The organism is Exiguobacterium profundum (assembly GCF_001909285.1).
GTDB lineage: Bacteria > Bacillota > Bacilli > Exiguobacteriales > Exiguobacteriaceae > Exiguobacterium > Exiguobacterium profundum.
In genome coordinates this window covers 1,024,632-1,037,922 of sequence record NZ_MRSV01000001.1, presented here as the reverse complement: position 1 = coordinate 1,037,922, position 13,291 = coordinate 1,024,632, and the positions used below count along the sequence as shown (strand labels likewise).

The following is a 13,291-nucleotide window of genomic DNA, read 5'->3' as shown; positions in this document are numbered from 1 at the left end:
GTTGTTCTACTTGAAAATTCTACCTTAGCAAATGGTGGGATTCAACAACTACTCTCATCGTCCACGTAAAAAAGCCTGGCAGTCGCCAGGCTTCAATCATTTTGGAACGTCGAGAGTATGGGTATCGCCGTTGGAAAGTGTATAGGTAAGTTCATACTGATTAGCTTGTTCCTTGACCGCCGTGTCGACAATCGAGGTGTTCGTCCGGTCGATCCGCATGAGTGTGATGTAACGCACGTCCGTACCGTATTCAATGGAGACGACTTGGTCGCGAAGCGTCCACTCCGCATCACGGACCGAGAGATGACTTGGTTGAACGGACATATATGACTCTTCGTCCGTCTCGAGCTGCATCAGTTGAATCGATCGACGGCGGCTGTCTCGGAACGTCACGTTCTGTGCCTCGGTCGTCCCTTTATATAGCTTCAGACCCTCTCCGAGGTGGAAGCGCTGGACGAACATGTCCGGCTTCGGTGAGGTGATGCGGTCGTAGACGACGAGCGTTTTCGCCTTGTCATAGACGAGGGTGCGGCGATGCGTGGCCCCTTTCCCGATCAACGCGCTCTCTCCGATGGCGAGGCTTGTCTCTCCACGGTCTTCAGTCTTCACGATACGGCTCCGGCCGATCATGCCTTTGCTTAAATCCAAGTTTTCCCCGTATCGGTGGACGGTGTTATGGGCCTCGACTTTAAAGACTTCCTTCCGTTCCGGTCGTGCCGAATAACCGAAGCGACCCGTCTCGATGATGAAGTCACGCGCCAGTCCATAGAAGTCGATGCTCAAGTCATCGGCATGCTTGTGGGCACTGCTATGATACCCGGCTGTCATCATCACTTGTGTCGCACCCGAGAAAGCCTCAGGTGGACGCGACCAATATTCGCGCATGAAGCTGTATTGGTCCCCGATTTGCTTCGTCAACAGGGTCGGTGCCACGCCCTCTGCCCCTCCGCTCACTGCGAAACTGAGCTCCGGATATTCGTTCGTCTTTGGAATGATGTTCATCCCTTGAAGGTGCCCCGTCGTGTCACCGAAGATCGGAAGCGTCCGATTCGGCTTCAACATGTAGGTGAGCTGATCCGGCATCTTCTCGATATAGCCCGAGCGTGAAGGCAGAACGAACTGGTTAGCCTCGGCCCATTCGATAAAGCGCGACAACGTATGATACACATACACGTGATATCGAGGTGAGTGTTCAAGGTGAACCCCTTCCGGCGAGATGCTATGGGCAATCTGCGCCTGGAGCCGCGTGCTGGCGGTCGATTGCCAAACCTTACTCCGGTCAAACTCAGGGAACGTCTGGGCGATGGCGGTGAGCGCCATGTCTTGGAAGATGCCGTGGTTATGTTTCGGTTTGTAGAAGTCGGACGAGGCCAAGATCTCCCCATGCTCATACAATGTTTTCAACATGAGCTCGGTGAAGGCAGGGTCCCGATAGAGTGACGTCTCTTTATACACATCCCAGAAATTCAACAAATGGAACACACGAATCGCCGTTCCTTGGTCATTGTATCCCCACTTGAGTCGTTTGTAGTTATAGGCCGGGTGTGCCTTCGTCCAACTTTTGATTAGTCGTTCGCCATATTTCAGATAGGCGAGGTCACCCGTGTCATTGTACGCTTGCGTCAACTGATTGAGGACCGTCAAGTAGTGGAGCTGGAACGGGAACGAGTTGCTGTCCACGGCCGGGACGTCCTTATGCCAGTTGAACGTGTCGATGTTTGGGACCGACAGATTGTTCGGTTTCGTCGGGATATACCAGTTGCCGGCGAGCGCCCGATCGGCGAACTGTTTCGCCTGTTCTGTCGACAGTCGGTCATACTCATACGGGATATGGGACTTGGTCTGCCCCATGTATGTATGGACGAGCGGACGGTTCGTTTTCGATTGGATGCGTGCTTTCGTCAACGAACGGGCCGGAACGACCTCCGCCTGGCTTTTCTTGATATAGATCCGTTTGCCGCCGGACATGGCAAGATAATACCATCCGGACGGGCGCACGATGCGGTATTCTTTCGTCGTGTTCGTCTTCTGTAGTGGGACCAGTTTCTTCCCCTTCATTTGGTGCAGCGTGGTCGACGGAGCGACGCGCACGTTGAAGTCCGAGTTGGCCGAAGCCGTCGTCATCGGTGCGAACAGGAGCATCCCGCTCAACATCCCGATGGATAATCGTCTATACAAAGGTTTCATGATTTTCCTCACATTTCCGGTTTGATTTCACCCTGTAAATTATATCCATTAAACGAATACTAAACAACTAAAACTTGGATATCATTTACCTCTTGATCAAATCATCACCTGACATCCTCCTATAATGGTTGTTATAGAGAATCGATGCTTCCGATGGATAAGGGATTCAGGTTGTGCCATACAGCATTTCCTTGCTGTGTCTGATTTGGGCTGACGAAACTTCAACGTTCGTGAGGTGCGAAATCTGCATAACAACCATTATGCTGTATCCACCTAGGAAACTTGAGACGCGCGCGGGAAAGCAGGCCACCATGCCAGATGCTAACGAACAAATCAGAGAGTGGGAGCCGATGATCTTTTACGTCATCCGACAGCTCCATCTCCATCCGAACGAAGTCGACGATGCCGCCCAAACGGCACGAATCGCCCTATGGCGTGCCCTTCAAGACGGAAAAACGTTAGGAAAAACGTACTGTTTCATCCGTATCCGCGGGGCCATCCTGAACGAACGGGCCAAACAGGCGAAGACGCTCCAACACGAGGTCGCGAGCGAACGACTCCCCGAACAAGTCGACCAGCGCGAAGTGCCCCTCTCGCTTTGGCTAGACGACAAGCGATCCACTTTACCAAATCGCCATTTCACCTTACTCTGCCATATGCTTCACGGGACCGAGGCATCGCTCGGGTACTCGCCGAGTCGACTACGCGCCTATAAGGCCGAACTGCAACGGATGCTCCGTGATGACAACGAGTAAGAGGAGACAGGAAGATGACCTTACACATGAAAGACGCCGTCGCCCAGCACATCCACTATTTACGCATGACCGGAAAATCGTACAACACGGTCAGCCAGGCGACCTATAAGTTTGCCCGATTCGAAGCCATCATGGGAGAAGGCAGAACGCTCGACGAATTAAAAACGAGGCAGGACGTCATGCCGTATATCGACACGCTCCGTTCGGAAGGCTGTCAACCGGTGACCATCAACAACTACTTGAGCGCTCTTCGCGGCTTATACGATTGGGCCATCGCCGAGCATCTCGTCACCCATAACCCCTTTCATCAGTTACGGGTGAAAGTGACCGAGCGCCATTCAACGGAGATCCCCTCCCCTAGACAATTGTCCGCTGTCATCGATGCCATCGACGTCCCGTTGTATCGTACGTTTTTAACCGTTCAGCTCCATACGGGCATGCGGATCAACGAGGTCCGGCTGTTAAAACTCGATGCGATCGATTTGCAGGAGCGGTTACTCTATGTCCGAGAATCAAAGACGGGAAAACCTCGGAGAATCCCGTTGAATGACAAGATTCACTCCGTCCTCTCCACCTATCTCGATGAGGAGAGACGTCCCGTCGACTCGCCCTATGTGTTCCCATCTGCACGAGGCGCCTTGATTTGTAAGACGACCATCAATCGTCACCTGACGACGGCTGCCACAGAAGTGCTCGGCTATCCTGTCACGTCTCATACGCTCCGCCATGCGTTTACGACGCACCTTTATGACAAAGGGGTCATGGAGACGACGTTATCTGAATTACTTGGCCACTCCGAGCCGAAGACGACACGTCGGTACATCCGCGTCCGCGAGAATCATCTTCGCGATGCGGTGGAACGGTTGACGTTGGACTAAAGACCATACAAAGAAGACCGACCTGTGAATTAGATCGGTCTTCTTTTTACAATAAAGATGATATAGAAAATTAAGGGAATAAACACACCTCATGAAAAACTTTGAAAAAGAAGTAAATCCAAATTTATTGAGGTGTATGCATGAAACGAATATTACTCGTCCTCGTCTTAGTAGGGGCTTGGGGCATGACCCCGACAGACTCCGTCCAGGCTGCGACGAACCCTTTCGATATCCGCTCCATCCCGAATGCGATCGTCTATGAAATGAAGAACGGTCGATTGACGAAAGTGGCAGCGTATTCGACAACAAAACGCTATACAGCCGTCAGTACGTCCGGCTGGTACTACATCGCACTGAGTAATACGAAAAAGATCTACATAAAGAAAAGTCAGGCCAAGCTCTTACTCGGTGACCCACTCACCGCTTCGAATTTGAAGTCGAGTGGAACGGCACGACTCGCGCATGAGTATATGAAACAGATGCCACTTCACGCGCCATATGAATATGAAAAATTGACACCTGCGCGCGCCGTCGACTACGCCAACCGTGCGATTCGTGGGGATTGGTCGATCCCGTCCAAACCATATCAATTGTCCGTCCCGAACGTCGATACGTTTAACTGGCACCGGGACATCCCGAGCTCGTCGAGCAATTCCTATCCGTTCCAAATTCATTATTTGACGGTGCTCAATCAATTGACCCAGGCGTATAACGAGACCGGCAATACCGCTTATTTGAAGTACGGGGTACGGGTCGTTAAAAGTTGGACGAAAGCCCATCCGATTGCGAACTACAAACAGTACCGTTGGCCATATAACGACCACGGCACGTCGATCCGGACGTTCCATCTCTTGAATTTTTGGGATGCCTATAAATCTTCTTCACTCTATAAAGATACGGCGTTCACCGGTCTGATGTTGCGGACGCTCCACGACCATGGCACGTTACTCGCGACGTCTAGCTTCTATAAAAATGATCACAATCATGGGATATTCCAAGACATGGCGCTCACCGCCATCGCGCAGACGTTCCCACAGTTCGACCGGAGCAGAACGTGGAAGACGCTCGCAGATAGCCGCCTCGACAAACAGATCCGCCACAGCATCACGTCGGACGCCGTCCATCTCGAGCATTCACCCGGCTATCAATCCTATATGTATCATGTGCTCGACCGCTTCCTCATCTGGGCAGAAGCGAACCGTTTCTCACTCCCTTCGAGCATGGCACGGGTCGAACAGATGCCGAAGCAACTGACGTATATGATCAAACCGAACGGGACACTCCCGATCTTTGGAGACACGTCCGGTGTCAGACGGAACACCTCGATCATTCCGCATATCGAGGATTTCCCCGAGCTCGTCTTCGCCCTCACCCAAGGGAAGGAAGGGACACGCCCGCCGGTCACGGCGAAACGGATCAGCAACCAATACAGCTTCATGCGCGAATACTGGGCATCTCCACCTCGCGCGTTCAATCAGGCGACCCAGGTGATGATGACAGCCGGTTATCACAGCAGTGCCCACAAGCATGCCGATGATTTGAGCATCGACCTGTACGGCCTCGGCCGCGACTTCATCATCGAGACGGGTCGCTACGGCTATACGAATCGCCCCGAACGTCAGCGCGTCTTCGGTGTCGATGCCCACAATACCGTCCACCGTGACGGGGCGAATCTCGACCTCCGTTCTACGATGCGTGGGAAGAGCAACATCAAGACCGTACAAAATCTTGGTTCGACCCTTCTTACGATTGGGGAGAGCCAGCTCATCGGGAACGGGGCGACGCATCGACGGACGCTCGTCTACGACAGAGAACAGACACTCATCGTCTACGACCGGATCAGTTCACCCGCAACCACGAAGTTCGTGCAGCGGTTCCATCTCGCCGAAGGTTTGAAACTCCTTCAGAGTTCGATGGCGACCCAGAACGTCGTCTACGGTGATACGAACGGGCGAACGATCCAGCTCATGCAGCTGAACCTTAAAAATTCATCGATGCGCAACAGCACGAGCTTCGTCGCCGTCGAGGATTACGAATGGAAGCCGCGTCCACAAGTCATCTCGTATAATACCGGGAAAGACGTGCGCTACCTCACGCTCATACGACTCGACCAGTCGAAGACGACGATTCGGTCGGCCAGTGTGAAAGTGTCCGGTTCGAACTACATCGTGACCTATACGCTCTCGAACAAAGAGACGAGACAGATTCGCGTGCCGATTTAACGAGAAGTATATTTTACAGTTTCAACACAAGTGTCTGAATCAAATAGACACACCGTCAACAGCGTGATAGATTGTTTAAAGAAAAGAAAAATAGGAATGTATAGAGGAGATTACATCAGTTGCAGAAGCTCAGTTTTTTAGATGCCCTTCGCGGTTATGCCATCCTCGGGGTCGTGTTGACGCACTCGACACGGTCCCTTCAACAATTGCCCGATTGGTTATACCATATCGGGATACAAGGGTCGCGCGGCGTCCAACTCTTTTTTATCGTCAGCGCCTTCACGTTGTTCTATTCATTGGAGCGCTATACGGTATCGCGCCAGATTCCGCTTCAGGACTTCTACACGAAGCGCTTCTTCCGAATCGCACCGATGTTTTACGCCGCACTGCTCTTCTACTTGAGTTTTGATCTAATCAATCAATTCATCGGGGTTTCGACGGCTTATCCAGACGTGACACTTTCCCTCTTGGTCTCGACGTTGACGTTCACGAACGTCCTGCATCCCGAGTGGTTATTCAGTCTCGTGCCGGGCGGTTGGTCAATCTCGAACGAATTTTTATTTTATGCATGTGTGCCGTTCCTGTTCAAATGGATCAAGACGGCGCGTCAAGGGATTGTGTGGACAACATCGACGCTCGTACTCAGCATCGTCCTGCACCTCCTGACCGAACAGCGTCAGCCATTCATGGACGTGAAGAGTTTCGCCTTTTATTGGTTCCCGAACCAGCTGCCGATCTTCTTGATGGGGGTCACGTTGTATCTCGTGTGGCGCGACCAATCGTGGTCCGTGCGAACGCACTATGCGATGACGTTCGGATCGATTGCGTTACTTATCATACTCGGGATTACTCCATATGATGTCTATAGCGCATTTCCGAAACATGCGCTGTTCGGTCTCGCCTTTTGTCTGTTGGCTCTCGGCTTATCCGGCATTCGGGGACGTATCCTCAATCATCCGGTGATGCAGTACATCGGGTATATCAGCTTCAGCCTGTACCTCGTCCACTTTTTCGTCCTCGATTGGGTCAATCATCTCTTCAACGAGACGTGGACCCAGCAATATAGCGTGACGACGGTATGGATGTTGACGTTCCTCGTGACGCTCGTCGTCTCTGGCGTGATTGCATCCGTCACGTATCAGGTTATCGAGCGACCAGGGATTCAGCTTGGACGTTCAATCATAAAGAAACGCCTTTCTCAGAAACAGAAGAACCAAGTCGCATGACAAAAGGAGCTCCAAAAAGAGCTCCTTTTGTCATGTATGTTTTAAAATGATTCCTGTAATTCCACAGTAAAGACACCTTCATCATTTTGTATGACAAACATTCACATCATTCTTCAAGCAACTGACTTTTAACTCCAATGGTAAGTAGTGAGGTGCCAAGCGCAACAATGGATAGAAAGTCAGTGTTCACCTGACTAAAACGTTCTTCTATCAAAGATGAATCCACGATGAGGAGCATAAACAAAAGTATCCCAACAAAAAAACAAAAAATAGTGATGAAACGACTGATCCATGTTTTATGGGATAAGTAGGTCGCCAGTAAATCTCCAATCACAATCATGATGGACAATATGGAGACAATAAAAATAATTTTAGAATCAATTACACCGTTGTCAGAGTTCACGTTGTTTGATGGTAGACTCCACCACCCCATTAAGAAGGTACCAAATGACACAATTAAAACAATCATCCCAACAATTGTTATGATATTTAATTTTCTATAAAAAACAAACAACTCCAACACTAAATAGATTACTAGAAACAACATACTGTAAGAAACGATAATTCCAAGTTTTATAGGAAACGCTGAAATCCAAAATAAGAAACCCCCGATTACCGCCAGAGCAATGAATCTATTTAAATCACTTTTAAAAAACTTAATCTTAATCTACCTCTTTCTGAATTTTCGATACACCGAAAGAGGACACCCCAATCTCGTACTGTGAAATGTCCCACATTCAATTCGATATCGAGTTTTTTTATATCACCTGTAATACAATTTGAGCTGCACCCAACACACCCAACCCAATCAAAATCCATCGATTCTGCTTGAATCGGGCTTCATTCTGCTTGGCAAGTGCCTCATTCTCTTCTCTCAGCTGGATGATCGCAGCTTCAGCAGTTGCGTTCACGTCATCGAGCAACTGTTTCCGCACCGCCGCTTCACTGACTCCTCGTTCGGTCATCTCTTCTGCGATTGCCTCCTCCCAAGTAAGGCGTGACGCATTACTATCGGCAACGGCTTGGAGGAACTCTTGTTTCGTCGTTTCACGTAACTCATTCTGTCGCTGTTCTAATCGATGCATTGTTGCGTCCAGTTCACTGGCTCGCTGGGATAGTTCTTCCTGTCCAGTTTGAAAATGAAGTTGTTGCGCCTCGTTCGCCGCATGGAAAGTCTTCGCCTGTTTGGCAAAATCGTCTTTCATTTCATTTAGTGCGAGAAGCCAGCTATCATATACCTGTTCTAGCTTTTCGAAACGTACATCGACATATTCCATTGTCGCCTTTTGCTGTACTTGTAAATCATGCATCCGACTCTCAGCATTGCTCATATACTTTGCAACTAGCTGTTCGGTTAAGGAAACCGAAGATGCCGACGCACTTTTCAACTGCTCGATCTCTGTCGTGAAATGACCATAGAAGTCACGAAAATACGACCGCACCTGCTCATCTAACTGCTCGACCCGTTCAACCGAATTTGTGCTATCTGAATGAACGACCTGCTTCAAATTTTGGATAGTCGAAGAAAGATAGAGTTGATCCTCTTCAAGTTTTGCTTTTAAATCATCTACTTCTTGTTGGATCATCAGGATGGTTTGTTTTAACTTCGTATCGAGATCGTTTAAGAATACCTCTTGATTCAATTGTCGCAGGGACGACAATGCTTGCTCATAAAGCGCGTCTTCCACTGTCGTGGCTTGTTTCGTTTCCATTCGGACACCCCAGTGCTTGTATAATTTCCTCGGCATCTTGTCCGAGCGTGTATAAATAAAGTCCAGCGCTGTAACGTTCTTCGGTATTGTCGGACGTTGCTTGTTGCAATAACGCTTGCTGACGTTTCACGAAGTGCTCAATGAAGAAACTTCGGTATTGTTGTGCGTGATTTATGTCTTCTTGCCAACGTTCTTTCGTCTTCGTCAATCGTTCATGTAGTTGGATCACGCTGTGCTCGGCTTCATTTAGTTCAGCCTTAAGCAAATCCATCTCATGCGTGAAACGAATAACCAATCGCACTTGATCATTCGAAAACGTTTCGGATATATCCTGCAATTGATCGTAGATATGTTTCACTTCGTGATACACTAACTCACTCAGTCGCGTTGACTCTTCGAGGAGGTGTTTTTTCATTTAATTCATCTGCGTCTCATAGTTCTTTTGGGACAAATAACGGTCTACTTTCGAGAAATCCCATGAAAAAAATTGAATCTCCCCCGGATGTGACACGTGTAATCGAGATGAGTCAACTTGATCGAGTTCGAAATAAATTGTATCTAGTAATCGATTCATGGTTTGTACGCCTTTAGTCAATGACTGATCTAGTACTGTGATTGCTCGAGAGAACGCAGTATTCAACGCCATTTTTGATTTGGCATACTTTGCATGTATTAACTCCGTTTCAATCATGGCTTCTTGGATTTCACGATGATGAATCCGTTCGAACGCCTTTTTGAAGACATCAATCTTTTCAGCCAACTGTATTTCTTGGCTTCCAAAATCCTCAATCCGCTTTTTTTTTTCTTCCTCTAACTTCTGCATTCGTTCCTTCAATCGAACGAGTTCCCGTTCTGCCACATCTAAATCTTCTGTGATATGGCGAATCTCTTCATCGCTCTGACGCACCACTTCCGCATAAAAAACTGTCAAAAAACTAAAGGACACATGCCGATAATCAGTCTGTTCAATTCGCTCTCGTAACTCATTCAAAATCGACTGGGCCATCTCACGCGTGTCCGGCTCAAGCCGATGCATGCTCGCCCCAATCTCGACCGGATACACTGTCCCGGGCGTTCGACCGAGAATGTCGCCAATTTCACGATGATAGTAGGCACGGAGGTCTGTCTCGTTTGAAATCGATTTGTCCCGCAATCGTCGTTTGACCGATTCCGGAGAGTACGCACGAGTCAAGACGACATAAAAATTATCCGGATAGTCATACCAATGCTGCAAGTGCGTCATACCGATGTCCCGAAGGAACGTCAGGTCACCTGCACCATTGACGATGAGACAGATATGCGATCGAGGAATCCAATGATTGACACAACGTTCGACGTGACGAAGTTCTCGTTCCTCCGCTGACTCAATCCCAGGCAGGTCAAGTAATTCGATGGCAACGTCTGCTTGTTCAAAGTAAGACTTCGGCAAGGCGATGCGCACAGGAGCGAGTGAATCAATTCGTCCCGCCTCGACATCGACTCGAAGTGTGGATAATCGATCTTCTAAGATGTCTGTCGACTGAATCACTTCGGGTTCTTGATTCGGCAAGGTAAGCACATAGTCTTCTGTGGCAGATACACTGTAACTCGTCACAGTTACCGTCGCAGATTGACCAATCTCCCGTTTTCCTCGTAAAAATGACGAGATCTCGTCAATCGCCTCTTCTTTCACCCTAAGTAAGTTCAAGATGAGTGTCGTTTTACCGACCTGTGTCGGTCCATATACCGATAGGACGACTTTCTCTTGGTCCGGCGTCACACCTTCAGCATCATATAGTTGAAATCGGCTCATAAAATCATGCTTGGCGTCAAATGCCCACTCATACCGATTCTTTTCAAATTCAATAAATAGCTCCCGCATTGCGGAACGCCTCTTCCCGGAGTTTGCCACACTCATTCTTCAAGCGATTCACGCGTACTTCAACTTCTTCATACAAACCAGAATTCACATCGTCCTGCCGACGGGCATAGTAGGCATGCACTAATTTGTCACGCATCTCATCCATAACGTTATTGACGAGCGCAATCGTCGACTCGCGTTGATAATCAGCTGTCGCCTTTAGCACTTGTGTCGCATAGTCATGACGCTCGAACTTGAATTTTTTAATCTTTTCCGAACCTCGCTTAATGGCAAGTAGACCAACCACGCCACTGACACCAGCTGCCGCAACGCCTGTTGCCACTCCGGCTGCCACACCTAACGCCTCAAGAGCCCCTACAATAGCTCCAAAACTGTTGAAGTTCCCATCGAGTGCATCGACACCAAAGAAAATGGCTGTCCCGGTCACCATGCGGTTGGCATCAAGCACGAGTCCTGAATACTCTTGATGAAATCCTTCCATGTTTCCGATTTTAGCTTTGAGTGTCTCATATTCTTCGATCCCACCAACAACAAGGTCCGCATCCCCCTCTTTCCCTTTCGTCAAGATCAGATGCTGTACAATCGCTCCAGCAATCACTGGGAGTTGTTGGGTATGTTGTCCCCCAAGTGAGACATCAAGAACAGTCGGATCTAAATAACGATCCACTTCCGTCAATGTCTCACTAAACGCTTCCTGCATCGTGTCCGTGGCTGCGATTTCGAGTTCAGGCTGGTTCGGCACGAGTTCATTTGGTTTCGGCTCCATAAAGCTGAGAGCCGGTTTTGGCACCGCCTGCTCAATTTGCTTCTTCTGAGACACATGCGGCTTATGGAGGCTAAGACGTTTCCTTGTCATTGTCTCAATCGACTCCATCATCAAAATGTCCAATACACGTGGATTTTCAGTCGTATAGACATGTTGGATGGATTCAAGCAACTCGTGTCGCTCATTGAACGTCATATCTTTTTTGAAAGAAGCTCGTGCTTTGTCCCATAACGTATGATTTTCTTGTCTAATAGTTTCCGTCACTTCATCGATACAGCGTTTTACATGTACCTCTAAACGTACTTTTAACGTTTCGTCTAACTCTTGAATGTATTTATCACGAGCCGCATCAAATAAACGTTGCATCGTCCGCAACTCGCGCTGATTGTTCTTTCGGTCCGATTGTGCGATGAGCACATGCTCAAGTTTCATGAGTTCACGTGTTAACGTCTCACCAATCATCATGAGTTTCTCGTGATGGAGTTGGAGTGAGTCTTGAGTGAATTGGCTGTTCGATTTGAGCAATCGTTCCATTTCTTGAGGGACGTTATCGATGTCTGTATCGGCTAAAATGATTTGTGACTCGTCTGCCATACTGAACTTTTGGAACAGGGCTTGTGAAATCATCGTTCTTTTCTCTTCTGTCAATTCACTCGCATGCGTGAGGACGAAGCCAGGTGCCTTGTCTTTATATGTCGAAGCGACTTTCTGTAGTAGCATCTCTTGATCCATCTGAGCGAGTCGAGCATGGTTCAAGACAAGAATCATTCCCGTCGAGCATTTGAGGAAAAGATCGAGGAACTTTTGTGAATCCGAGCGAGTGCTCCGTTCGAACCCCGGTAATAAAGCGAGCGTCAAATGACCGAGCACACGGTTGTTCGGTAAAATGATCTCGAACCAAAGCATATCGCCGCTTGGATTTTGAATACCGATATTGAGTTCTTCTTTCGTGATGGGTTCATCCTGCAATTCAAAGCTTCCCGAAGCTGTCTTGACAGTGCGGGTCACTCGATAAGCAATCGTTGTCGCAGTCGCGTCAGACGAAAGAAGGACAGGACGTTTTTCTCCGACTCCGACTTCTGACAACAAGAGGTCATCCGGTAAATCGAGCGTCCGCTTGACAACGAGCGTTTTGCCAGCACTCTGCAAACCAGCGACACTGACGATATGACGGTTAGAGAATAGGTTTAAGACGTTTAAATCCTTATACACGCCTTCAATCGTCGTCGTGTCGAGGTTTAGTCGATTCGCTTTCGCAATCAACTCGTGCAGTTCATGCAGCATCGTCTGCATCGTGAATTCTTGTTTAAAATCAATCAGGTGGTCCATCTCATCGTCTCCTTATATTGACTCTCGAATAGTGTCGTTCTATCCAAACACTGATTCGATTCCATACATAACTTCAAAAAGCGCGTCCTCAAAACCACTGAGAAACCCGCTCACCATGTACGTGCTTCCTTGCTCGATGTAGAATTTATTTTCGTTCAGACTCTTTACGAATCGTTCCGATTTTCTTATCGCTTCGCGTGTCTCTTCCATCTGGATTCCGAATTGTCCCAGGAGGAAGACCGTGCTTCTTCTCAAAAGTACCTACCGTGCAATCACTTCTTGTTTTACGCGCCATTCTCTCACTCCTCATTCTTCATTACTCGTTTCATTTTAATACATAATCTAACAATCAAAG

At 48.5% G+C, this 13,291-nt stretch carries 11 protein-coding genes; 4 read left to right on the top strand and 7 right to left on the bottom strand.

Annotated features, from left to right (window positions below; translation table 11 throughout):
* Positions 1 to 96: 96 nt before the first annotated feature.
* A complete protein-coding gene (locus BBB58_RS05485; protein ID WP_074036030.1) occupies positions 97 to 2,187 on the bottom strand; it encodes a heparinase II/III family protein in 2,091 nt (696 codons plus the stop codon).
* Positions 2,188 to 2,498: 311 nt separating this feature from the next.
* Between BBB58_RS05485 and BBB58_RS05480 the strand changes: the two genes are divergently transcribed.
* The 4 genes from BBB58_RS05480 (at position 2,499) to BBB58_RS05465 (ending at position 7,268) form a co-directional block, all read left to right on the top strand.
* The gene (locus BBB58_RS05480; protein ID WP_074036028.1) at positions 2,499 to 2,942 is read left to right on the top strand and encodes a sigma factor; all 444 of its coding nucleotides are present in this window, start codon (positions 2,499 to 2,501) and stop codon (positions 2,940 to 2,942) included.
* A gap of 14 nt (positions 2,943 to 2,956) precedes the next feature.
* The gene (locus BBB58_RS05475; RefSeq protein ID WP_074036027.1) at positions 2,957 to 3,820 is read left to right on the top strand and encodes a tyrosine-type recombinase/integrase; all 864 of its coding nucleotides are present in this window, start codon (positions 2,957 to 2,959) and stop codon (positions 3,818 to 3,820) included.
* 140 nt (positions 3,821 to 3,960) lie between these two features.
* A complete protein-coding gene (locus BBB58_RS05470; RefSeq protein ID WP_074036026.1) occupies positions 3,961 to 6,042 on the top strand; it encodes an alginate lyase family protein in 2,082 nt (693 codons plus the stop codon).
* Positions 6,043 to 6,161: 119 nt separating this feature from the next.
* Positions 6,162 to 7,268 carry an acyltransferase family protein gene (locus tag BBB58_RS05465; protein ID WP_074036024.1) on the top strand — a complete coding sequence of 369 codons (1,107 nt, stop codon included), beginning with the start codon at positions 6,162 to 6,164 and terminating at the stop codon, positions 7,266 to 7,268.
* Between the two features lie 106 nt (positions 7,269 to 7,374).
* On the opposite strand, the gene BBB58_RS05460 is transcribed toward BBB58_RS05465, so the two are convergent.
* The 6 genes from BBB58_RS05460 to BBB58_RS15160 all read right to left on the bottom strand — a co-directional run bounded on the left by BBB58_RS05460 (position 7,375) and on the right by BBB58_RS15160 (position 13,231).
* The gene (locus BBB58_RS05460) at positions 7,375 to 7,791 is read right to left on the bottom strand and encodes a hypothetical protein (RefSeq protein ID WP_143180226.1); all 417 of its coding nucleotides are present in this window, start codon (positions 7,789 to 7,791) and stop codon (positions 7,375 to 7,377) included.
* A 235-nt stretch (positions 7,792 to 8,026) separates the two neighbouring features.
* Entirely contained in the window at positions 8,027 to 8,980 is a 954-nt protein-coding gene (locus tag BBB58_RS05455) for an SH3 domain-containing protein (protein ID WP_074036020.1), read from the bottom strand.
* Positions 8,937 to 9,395 (bottom strand): hypothetical protein, encoded by a 459-nt coding sequence (locus tag BBB58_RS05450; protein WP_074036017.1) that lies wholly within the window; start codon positions 9,393 to 9,395, stop codon positions 8,937 to 8,939. The genes BBB58_RS05455 and BBB58_RS05450 overlap by 44 nt, the downstream gene beginning before the upstream one ends.
* Positions 9,396 to 10,841, bottom strand: coding sequence for a hypothetical protein (locus tag BBB58_RS05445; protein ID WP_074036015.1), 1,446 nt, complete (start codon positions 10,839 to 10,841; stop codon positions 9,396 to 9,398). It lies immediately after the preceding gene.
* A complete protein-coding gene (locus BBB58_RS05440; RefSeq protein ID WP_074036013.1) occupies positions 10,822 to 12,936 on the bottom strand; it encodes a hypothetical protein in 2,115 nt (704 codons plus the stop codon). The genes BBB58_RS05445 and BBB58_RS05440 overlap by 20 nt, the downstream gene beginning before the upstream one ends.
* A gap of 145 nt (positions 12,937 to 13,081) precedes the next feature.
* Positions 13,082 to 13,231: a hypothetical protein gene (locus BBB58_RS15160; RefSeq protein ID WP_167365507.1), complete on the bottom strand. Its 150-nt coding sequence runs from the start codon at positions 13,229 to 13,231 to the stop codon at positions 13,082 to 13,084.
* Positions 13,232 to 13,291: the final 60 nt, after the last annotated feature.